This is a genomic window from Halomonas sp. AOP7-B1-5 (assembly GCF_052353045.1).
Classification (GTDB): domain Bacteria; phylum Pseudomonadota; class Gammaproteobacteria; order Pseudomonadales; family Halomonadaceae; genus Vreelandella; species Vreelandella colorata.
The window spans coordinates 15,890-33,517 of record NZ_JBQTDC010000025.1 but is presented as its reverse complement, the minus strand read 5'-3'; the positions used below and the strand labels follow the sequence as shown (position 1 = coordinate 33,517).

The window sequence follows — 17,628 nt, the reverse complement described above, 5'->3', positions numbered from 1 at the left end:
CGGTGATGACGCGATAGCGCCACCCAGATGCCCGGCAGGCTGGAAAGAAGTACCAGTACCCCATACGCCAGGGAGACCGCCACGCCCTGAGCCGTTGGCAACCCGACCAGCGCCCAAGTTGCCACCGCGGCACCTTCGCGCACTCCCCAGCCAGCAACGGAAAGCGGCACCAGCATGGCCAAAAGCAGCACGGGGGCAAGCGCCAGAATCTGCAGTGCTTCAAGCTCCACACCAATGGCACGCGCGGCGCACACCATCACGAGCCCATAGCTCATCACGATGGTCAGCGAAGAGGCTAACTGTAAATTCCACACCCCCCGACTTAACAGCCCACGCTTGATATCCAATCGCATGGAGTGCCACCACGCAGGCAGCCTTGAGGAAGACAGACGGATTAGCCCTTGCCACACCGCCACCGACACCACACAAAGTCCACCGACAATCATAAGGCTCACCGGCCACCCCAGCACGGCATGCCAAAGTGGCGACAACAGAAGCGCCGCCAGGGTCAGAATCACTACGGCGACCTGACCCGAAGTGCGCTCGATAATGACCGCCCGCCAAGCGCTGCCGCGCGATACCGACTGGCTAGCATGCCGATGAGCACGTCCTGCGTCGCCCAGCACTCCGCCGGGTAACAGCTGATTCATGAGTAGCGCCAGATAGTATTCACGCCAGGCATAGCTAAAGCGCAGCGGCGCCCCTACCCGCTCAGCGGTAAACTGCCACCGCCAGGCACTCAGCATGATTTGCAGCACGCTGATAAATAGCGCTAACGCCACCCAGCCAGGCGATAACCGCTCCACCTGAGCCATGATCTCGCGCGGGTTCACAAAGAGTGCCACCGCGCCCAAAAGCCCTACGCTAATGACCCCACGCTGAACCCAGGGAGAACGCACGATGCGCTTTATGCCCATAGGCTTACTCCGCCCTCAAAGGCGTTGCGAGCAGATCACAATGGCCAACCCAAATGCCCAGTTCACCACTGGCAACGGCCTGCGTACGCCGCTCACGCCACTCGGCAATTCGAGTTGCAGCCTCAGGCGCCTGCTCTGTCGCGGCTTCGGTCCAGCCGTTGATCAAGGCTGTCATCAGAGGCTGATGTGAACGATTACCTGCCCCCAATAGCCACGGCGTTTCTACCTGTTCAACCTGATAGTTTGCCTGCTCAAGCGCGCTAACCAGCGCGCCATGGGCCTGACCGCCGAGCGCATCACCCAAGCCCTTATCACGCTGCTGATGGGCGATAAACAGCGCCTGCAGCCAATGATCTTCATCATCGGCTTGCGGTTCGCCATCAGCGGCGGTAAAGCCCCATTCGCCCGTAACGCTAAGCGCCATCAAAAGCGCCTGCTGGTGCGTGGTACAGTGCGTGACGAGCGTTTCAATCCAAGTCTGCGAGACGAGATCAAGCAACGCTGATGCGCTTACCAAATGGGCCGATTGCAACGGCGGGTGATCCAGTGAATCGAGCGATACGCACAGGGTTTCCAGCGTTATCGCGCTTTGATCAGCAAGCGACTTAGCACTTGCCTTGGCCTCTTCAAGTAAGGCCGCATCATGATCGATCAGCGTCCAATGCTGCGGCAAGGGCATGAAAGGGGCAAGAAAACGCATATTGCTGCCGCGACCTGCCCCCAAATCGACCAGACGCGGCGCTTGAGTACGCGCGCTTAACCACTGGGCGGCTTTGCCCGGAAGCTGCTGGCTTCTAAATGTAAAATCTATCTCTTCACGCAGCGTCAGCCAGTCAGGTGCAAACTGGCTACCCGCACTCAACGCGGGCGCATGGCTTAACGCTTTTGCAAATGCTACGCCCGCGGCCTGCCAATCATTGAGCTGCTCACGCGCGGCTAATGCTCCGGCTTTCAAAGAATCACGCAGCGCCGCGTCATCACAAAAACGGCTTAGGGCATGCTTTAGGGCCTCGACATCACCCGGTGCGACTTTAAGCCCCGCGCCTTGTGGTAAGGTTTCATCCAGGGCCCCGCCCGTTGTGGTAATGACTGGCAGGCCATGCGCCAGCGCTTCGGTTACCACCATGCCATAGCCTTCATACCAGGAAGGCAGCACTAGCGCGTCGGCCTCCTGATAGGCCTGTATCAGCGTGGCTTCATCGCACTCACCGTGCAGTTGAATATTCACGTTAAGCGCGTTGTCTTCAATAAGCTGCTGCACGCGCTCGGCAAACGCCGCGTCACGTGCAGCGCCATAACAGTCGCACTGCCAATTGGTCGACGTCACGCCTGCCAAGGCGCGAACCAGCAGATCCTGCCCTTTACGTGGCACCAACGTTGCTACACATAAAAGACGCAGCGGTTTACCTGGTTCTGAACCTATACTTGCCGGAATTTCACTATTGATAAGAGCCGCATCTACACCGGGCTCTACCACGCTAATCTTGGCGGCAATCGACATTGAATAGTGGTCCGCCAATGCCTTTAAACGGCGCTGGGTAAACCGGCTAGTCACAATAATTTGCGAGACGACGGCCAAAGCCTGCAGCTCACGCTGATGAAACTGCTGTTGCTGTGTATCGCTTAACCCTTGTTCATCGCCTAACGGATGATGCACCAGCGCCGTTATCGTTAAGCGCTCGGCGTGCTGGGCAATCACCGAAGGGAGCGCCCCCATGGCCAGGCCATCAATCACGACGGTCGCTGCATCGGGTAAGTCACCTAGCGCAGCCGATAGCTGGTCACTGGCCTGCTGGTCAGCATCAGGAAAACGCCCCGCCAGGCTAACCACATCAACAGAATGTCCTGCGCCACGCAGCGCTTCGACGATGCGAGTGTCGTAAATATATCCACCAGTGCGCTGATTAAGATCACCCGCGACGATAAGGGTTAGTGATTGGCTCATAGATCCCCTTCATAGCTTGCCCAGGCAATATGGGATTCGTGCAGTTTGACTTCCATACGGGTGATACCCTGCGCGGTCTTACCCATTTTGCCTTCGCCAATGGCATCGGCCAGGCGGCTAAAAATAACGCTGGCCATAAATTCAGTAGAAGTGTTTTTGCCCGCAAACGCCTCTTCGTCATCCAGGTTGCGATAATTCAGGTGCGATAACACTTCTTTAACCGTTTCGCTCGCCAGGCCGATATCAATCACCAGACCATCTTCATCCAATTCAGGGCGTTGAAATATCACATCAACGACATAGGTAGCCCCATGGGTACGCTGAGCGGGGCCAAAAATTTCACCTTTAAAACTATGCGCAATCATAAAGTGATCACGAACACATAGACGGTACATAAACGCTCCTGGATTTGATTAATTTCAAGTGGGATAACGAAGGCGGTGGCATAACACATCGCTGCCTGTCGCAAAGAGCTTAGGGGCAAGCTGAGGCAGCGTTTCAAAGTCACTCTCGCCGCTGATCAGGGCATCCAATCGGTTATCGGTCAAGAGGCTCAAGGCAAGGGTCAAGCGGCGCTGGTAATCCCAGCGCGGGCGTAACTTGGCAGGCAGTTGGCCCACTTGGCTGGCGCGCAGGCTAAGGCGCTGAGAATGAAAAGCCCCACCCAGAGGAATGCTCACATCGCCCTCGCCAAACCAACTCATTTCAATAATACGGCCTTCATTGCCCAGCTGAGCGAGCGCTTGGCGTAAGCCTTCAGGGTGGCCGCTGGCGTGAATAACGCAATCCTGGTCACTGGGGGCCCGCTCAGGCGTACAGAAGGTAAGGCCCAAGCGCTCGGCAAGCACTTGGCGCTCAGGGTTAATATCGATCAGCGTCGCCGTTACGCCGGGTATCTGCGCGCATAGGTAAGCTACCAGTGTGCCGACAACGCCAGCACCAATAATGCTGATCTGTTCGCCCAGCATAGGCTCAGCGTCCCACACGCCATTGATGGCGGTTTCCATATTGGCGGCGAGCACGGCTCGCGCAGCCGGTATGTTTTCAGGAATCGGCAGTACCACCGTGGCGGGCACAACATAGCGATCTTGATGGGGGTAGAGGCAAAATACCGTTTTACTAAGCAGATGCTCTGGCCCCTGCTCGACTACGCCAACGTTGCAGTAGCCATACTTGACGGGGCCCGGAAAACGCCCCGCCTGGAAAGGCGCCTGCATGCGATCCACTTCACTTTCTGGAACACGGCCATTAAACACCAATGACTCGGTGCCCCGACTAACGCCGCTATACAAGGCGCGCACTAGAACGTCACTACTTCCAACGTGGGCTAGCGGTTCGCTTTTAAGCTTGCCCGTCCCTGGGTGAGTGACCCAAAAGGCGGTGGATGTTTCTGTCGCCGACATGACGTTTCCCTATTATTAGCGTTTTCATCCAATGAATCGGGTGCCCCGATGGGTAACTCAACGTTACCAATTCATGAACGTATTGTGGCGTTTCTTAAAGCTTAGCGTAGAAAAGCCATTGGTCGATGAATGCAGGAAGCCAATTTCGTTTAATAACGTTTAAAAATCAGGTAAGCCGTTTTCAGGAACATCAATACGCTATGATGAATGAGATAGACAACACTGCGCCTATGTACAAGAATGGTACATATAAAAATATTTGCATCAATTAATTAGCTGCGGACAGACGGTTCGCTCTGCGAGATGCCATGCTTCGATTCTTTCCCTCCGCCTCTACTCCGCTTTTATCTAGTCGACTATATACCGCTGGCGAACTGACTGTGGGCAGCTTAGTACTTCTGGGGATGGGGAGTGTGTTACCGACGCTACTGGCCACTACCTTGAACTGGGGGCTGGCATTTGGGTTATATGCCCTGATTAGCTTACTGGTAATGATTTTTTGGTCTGGTGGCGCATTGGGATGGGCGAACCGCATTACGTTACTACGCGCAATACTGGTTGCCTTGGCAGCCGGGGCACTTGCCAATAACGTCTTCACCCAGGCCATTTGGCTATGGTTAGTTATCGCGACCGTGGCGCTTATGCTTGACGGTGTGGATGGCTGGATTGCCAGGCGAACCAAAAGCTATAGCGCGTTTGGCGCACGTTTTGATATGGAGCTGGATGCCCTACTGATTCTTCTGCTGTGTATCGGGCTGATCCAACTGGAATCGCTGGGCCTATGGGTGCTGCTGATTGGCTTAATGCGCTATTTTTTTGTGGCCGCCAGCTGGCATTTCACCTGGCTATCTGCGCCTTTATTTGCCAGCTTTCGGCGCAAACTGGTATGCGTTTGGCAGGTGTCCGCGCTATTGCTGGCATTAACGCCACTTACCCACCCGTTTTTGGCAAGCCTGTTAGCGTTTAGCGCACTAGTCTCGCTAGCCTATTCATTTGGGATGGATATTAGATGGCTCTACAAACAGTCTCAACATAAATAGACCCGAATGTGATCAGGCTAAATCTGGGGCGCCTCTGAGCACATAGCGCCCCGCCTACTTAGTTAGTAATCTGGCTTTGTAGCGCATTCAGCTCTTGGGTATGCATTTCTAATTCCTGGGTCGCTTCTTCGAGCTTAACGCGCCTTTTCTGAATATCGTCTTCATCGCCATCGCTTAACGCCTCTTCAAAATCCGCCTGGCGCTCCTGCACTTCGGCAAGGCTTGCTTTCACTTCGTCGGTCGCTTCGTTTAACACGCTTTCATTGGTGCAGTTGCTTTCTATCGCGTCCAGCGCACGCTGCAAACCCTCTACCCGCTGCTGATTGCCTTGTGACTGGGCATGCTCCAATTGCTGGCGAATATCAGTCGCCTTGCTTTCGCACAGGGCTTCTGCAGCGCTTGCCATGGATGGCAGTGCAAGCCCTGTCAGCAAGGCTACAACAGCTACGTTAACTACACGGTTTTTCATTGATTTTATCCCTTTTGAACGACTTATTGCTTAACGTAGTGTTACCACGCTATCGGGCGTTAGATAGCTAAATGGGATAACGGTTCTGACTTATTTTTGCCTTAGGTGTAAAAAACGATATAGATAGCAGAAAATACAATTTATTGTATAAGAACAATATTTAATATTCTTTTTTAGAATATTAAATCTGCTTTCATTGGATATCTGTCATGAATATTCAGCAACTGCGTATCGTTCGGGAAACTGTACGTCAGCATTTCAATCTGACTGAAGCCTCTAACGCGCTTTAGACCTCTCAGTCAGGTGCCAGTAAGCATATTCGCGACTTGGAAGACGAGCTGGGCGTTGAGTTATTCGAGCGCCGCGGCAAGCGTATTCTTGGGTTAACCGTTGCAGGCCGCACGTTGATCGACTGCATTGAGCGCATCTTGCTGGATGTCGAAAATCTCAAGCGTTCGGCTCACCAGCTAACCCATGAAGACCAGGGAAGTCTTGCCATTGCGACAACGCATACTCAGGCACGCTATGCACTTCCCCCGATTATTGCCCAGTTCAAGAAGGCCTTTCCCAAAGTACATCTGGAGCTCCACCAGTGCGGGCCAGAGGAGATCGTTTCACTACTCAAGGCGGGCAAGGTAGATATAGGCATCGCCACCGAAGCGCTGCACGAAGAGAGCCAGCTTTTTGCCTGCTTTCCTTTTTATCACTGGTATCACGGGGTCATCGTGCCCGAACAGCACCCTTTGAACGACGGCTTACCGTTAACGCTTGAGCGAATCGCCGAGCACCCTATTGTTACCTACCATGACGGCTTTACGGGCCGAGCACGCATTGACACGGCGTTTACCTCGGTTGGCGTGTATCCCGATATCGTGCTGACTGCCCTGGATGCAGACGTTATCAAAACCTACGTTGAGCTGGGCATGGGCGTGGGGCTGATTGCCTCGATGGCCTATTACGAAGCGCGTGATCAAGGGCTTAAACTACTGGATGCCAGCGCGCTGTTCCCACGCAACACTACCTATCTGGCGCTACGGCGCGGTCATTTTCTACGCGGGTACGTTTATCAATTTCTTAAGCTGTGCCGCGATAACCTGGATGAAGACACCGTTCAGCGCGTTCTGGCAGGCCGCCAGGATTAACCTTAATCTCACACTCCACTCGCTAAGCTTAAAAAGTAATAATAAATCCATTTTATATTCGTTATTAGAATCAATAAACTTGCTTAGGCTGTCTTCCTACTTACATAAAAGCATCGGAGCAGCCAATGAACGTCTTTCACCCATCCATCCAATGGCCCCTTTCCAAGCTAGTGGCAGCCGCCTTATTGGGAGGCGCCGTATTCACCACCACGCTTGGCCTACCGGCTATCGCTCACGCAGAAAGCGAGCGCGTCGAACTCCTTAACGTCTCTTACGACCCAACACGCGAGTTCTACCGGGAATACAATGCACTGTTCGGTGAATACTGGCGCGAACAGAACGGCCAAACCGTTACCGTACGTCAATCTCATGGGGGTTCGGGCTCGCAAGGCCGCTCAATTGTCGATGGCATTGATGCCGATGTGGCAACGCTTGCTCTCGCTTACGATATTGATGCACTTCACGACCGCGCCAACCTGATCCCCGAAGATTGGCAGTCGCGCCTGCCGAGCAACAGCTCGCCCTATACCTCGACCATCGTGCTACTGGTTCGCGATGGCAATCCCAAAAACATTCAGGGTTGGGGGGATCTCACTCGTGATGACGTAGAAGTCATTACGCCGAACCCTAAAACCTCAGGCGGGGCACGTTGGAACTTCCTGGCCCTGTGGGGCTATGGGCTCGAACAGTTCGATGGCGATGAAGAGCAGACATTCGACTTCATGCGCCAGGTTTTCGAGAACGTGCCGGTACTCGATTCCGGCGCCCGTGGCGCGACGAATACCTTCGTGCAGCGCCGTCTGGGCGATGTACTGCTCGCCTGGGAAAACGAAGCCATTCTTTCGGTAGAACAGCTGGGTAAAGGCGATTTTGAAATTGTGGTGCCAGAGCAAAGCATTCTGGCCGAGCCGCCCGTTGCGGTCGTGGATGCCAACGTCGACCGTAAGGGAACCCGTGAAGTCGCCGAGGCCTATCTGGAATACCTTTACTCTGATGAAGCCCAGCAGTTGGCTGCCAAACACTACTACCGCCCGAGCAACGCAAAGGTCCTGGCAGAGCACATTGATGCGTTTCCGTCGCTTGAGCTTTTCACCATTGATGATGTGTTTGGGGGCTGGCAAAGCGCCCAGGCGCGCTTTTTCAATGACGGCGGCGTTTTCGACGAGATTCTCGAATCGATCAACGCTCAATAATACTACTTCGCCACCTCGCCGGGAGCACTTGCTTCCCGGCCCTGTCTCTGGAAAACGGTATGTCGATAACGCTTGCCAAACGCCGGGTCATACCAGGTTTTGGTCTGACCATGGGCTTCACCCTGCTGTATATGGGCCTTGTGTTTCTTATCCCGGTGGGCGCTTTTTTGCTCTATACCACCAGCATGAGCTGGGAGATATTCTGGAGCGCGATTACCCAGCGTCAGGTCGTAGCGTCCTACAAGCTCTCTTTTGGCGGGTCGTTGATTGCGGCTACGATCAATCTGGTATTTGGCGCACTGGTAGCCTGGGTGCTGGTGCGTTACCGCTTTCCGGGCAGGCGCGTGGTCGATGCACTGGTTGACCTGCCATTTGCGCTCCCCACCGCCGTGGCCGGTATCGCGCTGGTGACACTCTATGCAAGCACCGGCTGGGTGGGGCAGTACCTGGAGATCTTTGGCATTCGCGTCGCCTATACCCAGCTGGGCGTCGTTGTGGCGTTGACCTATATCGGGCTGCCTTTTGTGGTTCGCACGGTGCAACCCGTTCTTGAAGACCTGGAAGCCGAATGGGAAGAAGCCTCGGCAAGTTTGGGCGCTGGCCGCCTGACAACCCTGCGGCGCGTGATATTTCCAGCGCTGCTCCCGGCCCTGTTGACCGGCTACGCCCTGGCCTTTGCCAGAGCGCTGGGAGAATACGGCTCAGTGGTTTTCATCTCGGGAAATCTGCCGTTTCGTACTGAAATCACCCCACTGCTCATCGTCTCCAAGGCTGAGCAGTACGACTATCACGGCGCCGCCGCTATTGGCACTGTCATGCTGCTGGCGGCGTTTTCCATGCTGCTGGTCATCAATGGCCTGCAGTGGTGGGCCGGTCGACGGTATGCCTAAAAGGAGTTCACTGTGAGTACTTCCCTAACCGCTACTCCCCTGCAGGATATTTCCTCCACACGCTGGCGACGCGCCACCGAAGAGCCTGCGTGGATAAGGCTAACGCTCATCACGCTCGCTTTGACGTTTGTAACGCTGTTTCTGGTGCTACCGCTAACCGTGGTGCTGTATGGCGCGCTTGAGCGCGGGATTGGCGTATGGTGGGCGGCCGTACAAGACCCCGACGCCTTGTCGGCCATTCGCTTAACGCTGCTGATCGTCGCTATCGTCGTCCCTCTCAACACCGTGTTTGGTATCGCTGCGGCCTGGGCCATTGCCAAATTCGAAATTCGCGGCAAACCCGTACTTATCTCACTGATCGACATGCCCTTCGCGATATCATCCGTGGTGGTGGGTTTGATCTTTGTCATTCTGTTTGGCTCGCAGGGCTGGCTAGGGCCTTGGCTCGCCGCCCATGATCTACGCATCATCTTCGCCGTTCCCGGCATCGTTATCGTGATTGCGTTCGGCACACTGCCGTTTATTGCCCGCGAGCTGATCCCGCTCATGCAGCAGCAGGGTAAAGAGGAGGAGGAAGCCTCATTAACGCTGGGCGCCAACGGCTGGAAAACCTTCTGGTACGTGACACTTCCCAATATCAAATGGGGCCTGATCTATGGCGTGATTTTGTGTAATGCCAGAGCCATGGGCGAGTTTGGTGCAGTTGCCGTGGTCTCGGGTCGAATCCGTGGAGAAACCAACACCATGCCGCTGCATATCGAAGTGCTCTACAACGAATACATGTTTACCGCCGCCTTTGCTGTGTCATCGCTGCTGACCGGTCTTGCGCTGGTCACGATCATCATCAAAAGCATGGTTGAGTGGCAGGAAGAGCGTCGTCAACGCATTGCCGCCACCTAACGCCAGCCTTACGCACACAAGAGAGCTTTCATGAGTATCGAGATCGATCACGTCAACAAACACTTTCGCGATTTTGTGGCCGTCGATAACGTCAGCCTTACATTCAACGAAGGTGAGCTAACCGCGCTGCTTGGCCCTTCAGGGTCGGGCAAGACCACGCTGTTGCGCATTATTGCAGGCCTTGAGCAGCCGGATACCGGACGCATTCGTTTTCACGGCGAAGACACCACGGACAAGCATGTCAGCCAACGTGGTGTCGGCTTTGTATTTCAGCACTACGCCCTGTTCAAGCATATGACGGTTTTTCAGAACGTGGCCTATGGCCTGACGGTGCGCCCCCGCCAGAGCCGCCCTAGCAAGGCTAATATCAACGCCAAGGTCATGCGCCTTCTCGAGCTGGTTCAACTGGACTGGACTGCACACCGTTACCCGCATCAGCTTTCCGGCGGCCAGCGCCAGCGCATTGCCCTGGCCCGCGCATTGGCGGTCGAGCCCAAGGTTCTGCTATTAGATGAACCCTTTGGTGCGCTGGATGCCAAGGTTCGTGCTGAACTGCGCCGCTGGCTACGACGCCTTCACGATGACATTCATGTCACCAGCGTCTTTGTTACCCATGATCAGGAAGAAGCGCTGGAGGTTTCCGATCGAGTGGTAGTTATGAACAAGGGCCGCGTAGAGCAGGATGGCTCGCCCGAGCAGGTTTACGACACGCCGGCCAATCCCTTTGTTTACCGTTTTCTCGGCAACGTTAATCTTTTTCACGCGCGGATTCATGATGGCGTGGCGCGGATCGGTGATATCCAGCTGCCTGCGCCAGAATTTCATGGCTACCATAACGAGCGCGGTGAAGCTTACGTGCGCTCCCATGAAATCGAAGTACTGGCCACACGGCAGCATGACGATGCCCTGCACAGTCAAATCGAGCTCGTTTCGGTTATCGGCCCGACAGTGCGCCTGGAGTTAAGAACCGACAACACCGAAACGCTGGTACATGCCGAGCTTTCCAAGCACCACTTTCATTCGCTAGGCCTCAAACAAGGCAGCGACGCCTGGATTAGGCCGACCCACAGCCGTATCTTCCTGCCCGATGAACGGGTAGCAAACGGCTAAACGCCCTGTAGATAAGCGCCCTTACTATACTCTTATGGGATTGATACGCCCTGGATAATCAGTCACTGCTAAACTAGAAGACTAATACCCTGGTGCAGGACACGCGATATGACACGGACCCATCATCTTAAACCAACGTTTCAGTTACGCTTGGCGCTGCATAATGATGTGGTCATCGGGCCGGGTAAAGCAGACCTGTTGGAGATGATCGACCAGACAGGCTCAATCTCAGCTGCCGGCCGGGCGCTTAAGATGAGCTATAAAAAAGCTTGGCAGTTGATTGAAACCATGAACAGCTACTTCCCGTCTCCGCTGGTTGCCACTCACTCAGGCGGCAACCAGCGAGGTGGTGCCCAGCTCACTGAGCTTGGCAAGCAGGTACTTACTCATTACCGTGCCTTAGAAAGCCAACTAACTATCGAGCAGTCTGATGATGCTCAGGCCTTGCTGTCACTGCTTTCGCCCATCAATCGCCCCGAAAACGAAGCTTAAGCGTAATTATTAATATCTTGAGCTACTCGACAATTCTGTATAATCTCCGCTATATCCACATGGAAATAACGGAATCATTCAATGAACAATGCCATATTTAATCGCCGCTTTTTAGCCGTTTCGTTAGTGTTGGCAATGCCCGTATCTGCTTATGCAACGGATAACGTTCAAGTAGCGGCAGCCGCCTCACTTACCGATGCATTTAATGAAGCTATTGCTATATATGAGTCTCAACATGATGTTGAGATAACGCCCATTTATGCCTCGTCCTCCACCCTGGCCCGGCAAATCGCTAACGGCAGTCCAACCGATCTATTTTTATCCGCTAACGTTCAGTGGATGGACTGGTTGGAAGAGCAAGGGATCAATATTCATGATCGCAGCGACCTTCTGCAAAACCGCTTAGCGCTCATCACGGCTAGCACTGACCTTCCAGAACACTTTACGCCAGGTGAAGACAGCGCTATTGCCACGCTTCTGAGTGACGAGGAGCGTCTATCCGTTGGTGATCCAGATCATGTGCCAGCAGGCATCTATACACGTCAAGCACTGGAAGCGCTGGGCGAATGGGTAACACTGGAATCAAGACTTGCGCGTGGTAACGATGTGCGTGCGGCACTCACCCTGGTTGAGCGACAGGAAACCCCCGTTGGCGTTGTGTATCAAACTGACGCTTTTGCCAGCGAGCGGGTAAGAACGCTGGGGCTCTTCCCAATCGATAGCCACGACCCTATTACTTACCCAATCGCGCTGGTGGATGCACAAGATAATGAAGCCGCTATAGCACTACGTGAGTGGCTAGCCAGTGATGAGGCGCTGAGGATTTTTGCAGCGTACGGTTTCGATACGGATATCGCAGCACCGTGACACTTTCACCGGCCGAATGGGAAGCCATAAGGCTAAGTCTGTTAATTGGCTTAGCCGCCGTGGCCTGGATTCTACCGCCAGGTATTGCCGTCGCCTGGTGGCTGGCTCGACACGAATTTCGTGGCAAGGCACTGGTAGACGGTCTCATCCACCTGCCTTTGGTATTGCCACCCGTGGTGGTAGGGTATTTATTGCTGGTGGCGCTGGGCAGGCAAGGCATCATTGGGCAATGGCTGTATAACGCGCTAGGCATATCGCTCCCCTTTACCTGGCAAGGCGCTGCGGTTGCCAGCGGTGTGATGGCCTTTCCCTTGCTGGTACGCGCCCTTAGACTTTCCCTTGAAGCGGTGGACCCTAAACTTGAAGCCGCCGCCAGCACGCTGGGCGCCAGCCGATGGCGGATATTTACCACTATCACTCTGCCGCTTGCCGTGCCCGGCCTACTCACCGGCACCGTGCTCGCCTTTGCACGGGCACTTTCCGAGTTTGGCGCGACCATCACGTTTGCCTCTAATATCCCAGGTGAAACCCGCACCCTGCCACTGGCGCTTTACACGCTGATTCAAACCCCAGGGCAAGAAGCGACGGCAGCCCGCCTGTGCATTATTGCCATTGTGATCGCCCTGCTTTCGCTGATCGCCTCTGAATGGCTGGCAAGGCGCACCCGACAACGCTTACAGGAACGCGATGGCTAATCGACCCAGCGACCCCAACAAATCAACGCCTGGCTCACTAACGCTGGCGGTGAAACAGCAATTAGGCCAGTTCCAGCTGGCCGCTACTCTGGATCTACCCGGTAGCGGTGTGACGGGCCTATTCGGCGCCTCGGGCAGCGGAAAAACCAGCTTGCTAAGACTCATCGCCGGCCTGGATAAGTCTGCTGAAGGCCATATTTACATTGGCGACCGTGCGCTACTCGATACTCAACGAGGCGTCTTTATACCTCCACACCGAAGACGTATTGGAGTGGTTTTTCAGGAAGCACGCCTGTTCCCCCATTATCAAGTGCGCGGCAACCTGACCTATGGAATGCCGCGCCACGCTACAAGTCGTTTTGATGAAATCATTGGACTACTGGGTATTGAAGCGCTTTTAGAGCGCATGCCAGGCACGCTATCCGGTGGCGAGGCCCGCCGTGTAGCGATTGGCCGTGCACTGCTCAGCGACCCACAGCTACTGCTTATGGATGAACCCTTAACGGGGCTAGACGGTGCGCGTAAAGAGGAGTTACTGCGCTATATCACGCGACTCACTCAGCAGGTGGATATTCCTGTCGTGTATGTCAGCCACGACCCGGAAGAAATCTCCGCCATCGCAGATCATCTGGTACTAATGAATAAAGGGCAGGTGCAGGCTAGCGGCAGCCTGAGCACGCTGCTTCAGCGCTTTGATTTGACGCACCAGCTAGGCGGCTTCGATGCTGCCTCGTTACTGGAGGGCGAAGTGGTTGCTCATGAAGAAGCGTACGGTCTTACCCACTTAGCATTAGATTGCGACCACCAGTTAGTGCTGCCCGGTACATCGGCGCCGTTAGGCCGCCGCTTACGTGTGCGTATTTTGGCCCGGGATATTGCCCTGGCGCTTACCCCACCCACCAACACCAGCTACCGTAACCAGCTCAACGCTACTATCAGCGATTTCACCATACTTCCCGAGGCGCCATATACCGTCGAGCTACGTTTAAGTATCGGCACAGTTGCTTTACGCGCACGGCTGACGCGCAAATCCTGGGATGAGATGGGCCTAAAACAAGGCATGCAGGTAACCGCGTTAATTCGCAGCGTCTCGTTTAACGCGCTTTAACTCTTAATAACTACGCAGCGGCCTGATTTTTTTCAACTAGCGTTGTTAGCATTTCGGTTTTTCTATGTTGATTAAAAAGCGCTGCTTTTATAAATAGCCCAATACTGAGATAGTTAGCCAAGGCTATGTTAGTTGACGGGAATAAACTTTATATTTTAGACACTTAGCCTTTAAACGCTATTAATTATGCTAGAATTCATCGCTATCAAATACCCAGCTTTTCTTTTTTTCATGTTCATTGACACATGCTAATAGAACGCCATCGTGGGTACGTTTTTTAGTGAGAGAATTTAGTTATCATGGCACCTGTCACGCTGATATTTCTGGCTATTTCCATGTCGGCCGATGCCTTTGCCGCCTCTATCAGCAAAGGCGCTGAATTAAACAAACCAAAATTTCATCATGCGATCGGCATTGGCCTGGTATTTGGCGTTATCGAAGCGATTACCCCCGTACTTGGCTGGGTGGCCGGAAAGGCATCACAACAGTATGTTGAGGCCTGGGATCACTGGGTCGCGTTTACGCTGCTTTCTGCCATCGGCCTGCATATGATTTACGCCGGGCTTAAAAATGAGGACAAGATAGAGCACCGCAAACAAACCCTGTGGCTGCTCATTTTAACCGCGACTGCCACCAGCATTGATGCCATGGCCGTCGGCGCAAGCCTTGCCTTTATTGATGCCGATATCATTGTCACCAGCTTAGCCATTGGCCTGACAACCACCGTAATGGCCTCCATTGGCACCGTGCTTGGTCATAAATTTGGCCAGTTCGTCGGCCACTGGGCCGAGCTTATTGGCGGTGTTGTGCTGATCGGCATTGGCGTTATGGTCCTTATTCAGCACACTGGGATATTATAAAAACGAGGTAAAGCCTTACCCCAGGCCAGCAATAGCGCTAACTCTCCAACCCTAGCCGTTGATGCCACTCGGCAAGGCTTTCATCTGGGTACTCGTCGAAACATTTATCTTGCGGCTGTGCGCTTACCTCAACCCAATCGGCCCGGCTTCCCAACATTATATGCGTCCGCTCAGGCGGTATCGGCAAATCCGTATCAATTGCCGAGGCAAAGGGATGCACAAGCTCAGGCCAATCGGGATCGTAAACCCATAGCGCTGTCGCACAGTGCTTGCAGAAATGTCGCTCCCCAGTGCTTTGCTCGCCATTGATAACAGCTCGGTAGATCGAAATGTGCTCATCACCCTCCACATTAAGCGTTTTGCTTTTTCCACTGAGATTGATTGCGAAACCGCCTCCACCCGCTGTCTTGCGACACACAGAGCAGTAACAGAGATTAAAGGGATAGGGGTGGTGTGACTTCACGCTGAACGTCACGGCTTGGCAATGACATGATCCTTTGAGCAGCATAGTTACCTCCTTTGCAGCGGATACCATGCGCGAACACCCGCTTATACTTTTTTAAGTACTGTCTTAAGTACTGTCTTAAGTACTGTCTTAATCAATTTTCTAGTTACTCTCTTACTGTAGACAAAAATTCAGCGTAGTGGCTCTTACTAACTACCAGCAAAGTTCACCATGCGCGCTCTACTTTATATTGACGCCAGCATTCGTAGGCTTCCAATCCCAATCCATATCATGGGGATCGCCCTAACGTTTATGGTCTGGTCTAATGAAAAAGTTCGCATAACTACGATCAGGTTATCTATTACGATGCGGCCATCCAGCAACCAGCATTTATTTACCAGGCGTGGATAGGAACCGTGCTCACCCCTAGATGAAGAGCTTATGAGAAGACGCTAGACACGCGTATAAGCTGTTTTACTACCGCTCCTAGCGACTTGAGAGCGCCATATGCAGCAGCGGATTGGGTTTGCCCTGACCATCCAGCGGCGAGCGTCCTATAACCGAAAAACCGATGTGCTGATAGAAACCCACTGCCTGCTCGTTCTGCTCATTTACATCTACCTTGGTGGCCGCCTGGGTATTGATAGCATGAGATACCAGCTGCACACCCACACCTTGCCCGCGCGTCTGTGGGGCAATAAACAGCATTTCGATATTGTCGTCGTTAACCCCGCAAAAGCCGACGATATCACCAGTATCGTTTCTGGCTACCATCAAATTAACCGCATCAAAGTACTGCTCAAGAATGAGCGGCTTTAGTGCCAATAGATCACCTTCTGACAGAAAATCGTGGGTCGCACGAACGGAGTCTTCCCATACTTCGATTAACACGGGGTAATCGGCTTTAGTGGCTGGCTCTATTTGCATTACTGTCTCGATCCTTTATTTCTCATTCAGCCGCTGGTTGGCTAACCTCGATAAACCACGCTGGCTGCATTGCAGCGAAATCCGTACGGATATTGGCGGGCAGGTAGCTTGCGGAATCCAGTACCATCGCCTCGCCATTTGCACGCTTGAACACTACCCAGTGCCAAAAATGCTTGCCGTCACGTTGATGTGGCTTGATCGCCAGCAGTGCCAGATCTGGCAGTGCTTGCCATGAGGTAAAGGGCGCCTCATCGGGTGACGTTACCACGTCCTTGTGTGCCAGCATTTTTCTTACGTACTGAGTATCGGACCAAAGCGATTCATCTTCTGCATAAATGCCCATGGCATTGGCGGTGGCTTTCATTTCAGGATAGGTATGACCCAGAATATTGGCGACCGAGGCAATACCGCAGCCGGTGGTTTCTTCCTGTATGACGGGATTCAGCACGGTTTCTGACTCTTTATGGATGATGATAGAACAACCTCGAGGTAGCGCTTGGCCTAGCACGACTACTTGATCGAATGAATACCGGCCATTTTCAAAATCTCATCGGTCGGCACCTGAACCAGCGCAGCCGCCGACATGCCCGATGCACGAATTGCCTGCTCGGCAATTATAGGTACCAGCGCGGTAGCCGATCCAACGCCGCCCATCAGCATGCTGGATCATCCACGAGTAGTACGGCGCCGTGACGGGAAGCGCTAACAGCTCATCGACCCACTCGCGGACATTATCTGGATACTCTCCCCACGGTGTTGGGCGCCCGCCCACGTCGCGCTCGAATACAACCGCAAGCCCTTCGCTGACAACCCCCTCCATAAAGGTCGTGCGCGGTTCATCGCGGTAGATTACCCAGCCTCTGGCCAGATGGTACAGCTCATGAAACAGCGTAAAACGTAACTGAGTACGAGCGGTCGCCGCGACACCGCCTTTACGGCTAGCATCTAGCCGATGCGACTAAATGTCGGCTTCTCAATAACTCATTGGGCCCAATTTCGAACCTTTAGGTAAACGTATTGATATACAGCGCTTCCACTTTATCGCGAGCCCACTGCGTTTTGCGTAAGAACTTCAACGAGGATTTGATGGAAGGGTCGTTGTGAAAGCAGTTGACGTTAATTTCTGCGTACAAACCATCCCAGCCATAACGCTCGACCAAGCGGGTTAAGATTTTTTCAAGGCTTAAACCATGTAACGGGTTGTTAGGCTGTGGATGGTTCATCG

The 17,628-nt window shown here is 53.7% G+C and carries 19 protein-coding genes and 3 pseudogenes; 12 read left to right on the top strand and 10 right to left on the bottom strand.

All coding sequences use genetic code 11. The features are described from left to right. Positions 1-53 precede the first annotated feature (53 nt). From ACT3XD_RS12890 to ACT3XD_RS12875, 4 genes and pseudogenes are all read right to left on the bottom strand, one after another. Positions 54-917: pseudogene (locus tag ACT3XD_RS12890) on the bottom strand (lysylphosphatidylglycerol synthase transmembrane domain-containing protein); the annotation flags it as partial. Positions 918-921: 4 nt separating this feature from the next. Next, complete coding sequence (locus ACT3XD_RS12885; RefSeq protein WP_192538332.1) at positions 922-2,862, bottom strand: glycosyltransferase family 4 protein; 1,941 nt, start codon at positions 2,860-2,862, stop codon at positions 922-924. Beyond that, positions 2,859-3,257, bottom strand: a complete 399-nt coding sequence (locus tag ACT3XD_RS12880; protein ID WP_018918747.1) for a 6-pyruvoyl trahydropterin synthase family protein — start codon at positions 3,255-3,257, stop codon at positions 2,859-2,861. Before ACT3XD_RS12880 ends, ACT3XD_RS12885 begins: the two co-directional genes overlap by 4 nt. 24 nt (positions 3,258-3,281) lie before the next feature. Further along, entirely contained in the window at positions 3,282-4,265 is a 984-nt protein-coding gene (locus ACT3XD_RS12875) for a zinc-dependent alcohol dehydrogenase (RefSeq protein ID WP_192538333.1), read from the bottom strand. Positions 4,266-4,573: 308 nt separating this feature from the next. Between ACT3XD_RS12875 and ACT3XD_RS12870 the strand changes: the two genes are divergently transcribed. Then, positions 4,574-5,305, top strand: coding sequence for a CDP-alcohol phosphatidyltransferase family protein (locus ACT3XD_RS12870; RefSeq protein ID WP_192538335.1), 732 nt, complete (start codon positions 4,574-4,576; stop codon positions 5,303-5,305). Between the two features lie 58 nt (positions 5,306-5,363). Here the strand turns inward: ACT3XD_RS12870 and ACT3XD_RS12865 are convergent, their stop codons facing one another. Beyond that, on the bottom strand, positions 5,364-5,774 hold the full coding sequence (locus ACT3XD_RS12865) for a DUF1090 domain-containing protein (protein WP_192538336.1): 411 nt from the start codon (positions 5,772-5,774) through the stop codon (positions 5,364-5,366). Between the two features lie 305 nt (positions 5,775-6,079). On the opposite strand from ACT3XD_RS12865, the pseudogene ACT3XD_RS12860 reads away from it, so the two are divergent. The 11 genes and pseudogenes from ACT3XD_RS12860 to ACT3XD_RS12810 form a co-directional block, all read left to right on the top strand. Further along, a pseudogene (locus ACT3XD_RS12860) lies at positions 6,080-6,163 on the top strand (LysR family transcriptional regulator); the annotation flags it as partial. Between the two features lie 15 nt (positions 6,164-6,178). Then, a complete protein-coding gene (locus ACT3XD_RS12855) occupies positions 6,179-6,916 on the top strand; it encodes a LysR substrate-binding domain-containing protein (RefSeq protein WP_444280595.1) in 738 nt (245 codons plus the stop codon). 125 nt (positions 6,917-7,041) lie between these two features. Beyond that, positions 7,042-8,109, top strand: a complete 1,068-nt coding sequence (locus tag ACT3XD_RS12850) for a sulfate ABC transporter substrate-binding protein (RefSeq protein ID WP_225736175.1) — start codon at positions 7,042-7,044, stop codon at positions 8,107-8,109. 59 nt (positions 8,110-8,168) lie between these two features. Next, positions 8,169-8,999: a sulfate ABC transporter permease subunit CysT gene (gene cysT / locus ACT3XD_RS12845; protein WP_192538338.1), complete on the top strand. Its 831-nt coding sequence runs from the start codon at positions 8,169-8,171 to the stop codon at positions 8,997-8,999. 12 nt (positions 9,000-9,011) lie between these two features. Further along, positions 9,012-9,899 (top strand): sulfate ABC transporter permease subunit CysW, encoded by an 888-nt coding sequence (gene cysW, locus ACT3XD_RS12840; RefSeq protein ID WP_192538339.1) that lies wholly within the window; start codon positions 9,012-9,014, stop codon positions 9,897-9,899. A 30-nt stretch (positions 9,900-9,929) separates the two neighbouring features. Further along, positions 9,930-11,009, top strand: coding sequence for a sulfate/molybdate ABC transporter ATP-binding protein (locus ACT3XD_RS12835; RefSeq protein ID WP_192538340.1), 1,080 nt, complete (start codon positions 9,930-9,932; stop codon positions 11,007-11,009). 108 nt (positions 11,010-11,117) lie between these two features. Beyond that, a complete protein-coding gene (locus ACT3XD_RS12830; RefSeq protein WP_192538341.1) occupies positions 11,118-11,501 on the top strand; it encodes a winged helix-turn-helix domain-containing protein in 384 nt (127 codons plus the stop codon). 81 nt (positions 11,502-11,582) lie between these two features. Next, positions 11,583-12,368 carry a molybdate ABC transporter substrate-binding protein gene (gene modA, locus ACT3XD_RS12825; RefSeq protein ID WP_192538343.1) on the top strand — a complete coding sequence of 262 codons (786 nt, stop codon included), beginning with the start codon at positions 11,583-11,585 and terminating at the stop codon, positions 12,366-12,368. Then, complete coding sequence (modB, locus tag ACT3XD_RS12820; RefSeq protein WP_192538344.1) at positions 12,365-13,063, top strand: molybdate ABC transporter permease subunit; 699 nt, start codon at positions 12,365-12,367, stop codon at positions 13,061-13,063. The genes modA and modB overlap by 4 nt, the downstream gene beginning before the upstream one ends. Continuing rightward, positions 13,056-14,171, top strand: coding sequence for a molybdenum ABC transporter ATP-binding protein (modC, locus tag ACT3XD_RS12815; RefSeq protein ID WP_192538346.1), 1,116 nt, complete (start codon positions 13,056-13,058; stop codon positions 14,169-14,171). The genes modB and modC overlap by 8 nt, the downstream gene beginning before the upstream one ends. Before the next feature lie 299 nt (positions 14,172-14,470). Next, positions 14,471-15,031 (top strand): manganese efflux pump MntP, encoded by a 561-nt coding sequence (locus ACT3XD_RS12810; protein WP_192538348.1) that lies wholly within the window; start codon positions 14,471-14,473, stop codon positions 15,029-15,031. A 37-nt stretch (positions 15,032-15,068) separates the two neighbouring features. On the opposite strand, the gene ACT3XD_RS12805 is transcribed toward ACT3XD_RS12810, so the two are convergent. The 5 genes and pseudogenes from ACT3XD_RS12805 to ACT3XD_RS12785 all read right to left on the bottom strand — a co-directional run bounded on the left by ACT3XD_RS12805 (position 15,069) and on the right by ACT3XD_RS12785 (position 17,626). After that, positions 15,069-15,539, bottom strand: a complete 471-nt coding sequence (locus ACT3XD_RS12805; RefSeq protein WP_192538350.1) for a GFA family protein — start codon at positions 15,537-15,539, stop codon at positions 15,069-15,071. Between the two features lie 423 nt (positions 15,540-15,962). After that, entirely contained in the window at positions 15,963-16,403 is a 441-nt protein-coding gene (locus ACT3XD_RS12800; protein WP_192538352.1) for an acetyltransferase, read from the bottom strand. 22 nt (positions 16,404-16,425) lie between these two features. After that, on the bottom strand, positions 16,426-16,851 hold the full coding sequence (locus tag ACT3XD_RS12795) for a hypothetical protein (protein WP_192538354.1): 426 nt from the start codon (positions 16,849-16,851) through the stop codon (positions 16,426-16,428). A gap of 99 nt (positions 16,852-16,950) precedes the next feature. Continuing rightward, positions 16,951-17,304 (bottom strand): annotated as a pseudogene (locus ACT3XD_RS12790) (DUF2268 domain-containing putative Zn-dependent protease); the annotation flags it as partial. A 103-nt stretch (positions 17,305-17,407) separates the two neighbouring features. Next, entirely contained in the window at positions 17,408-17,626 is a 219-nt protein-coding gene (locus ACT3XD_RS12785; protein WP_018918769.1) for a VF530 family protein, read from the bottom strand. Positions 17,627-17,628: the final 2 nt, after the last annotated feature.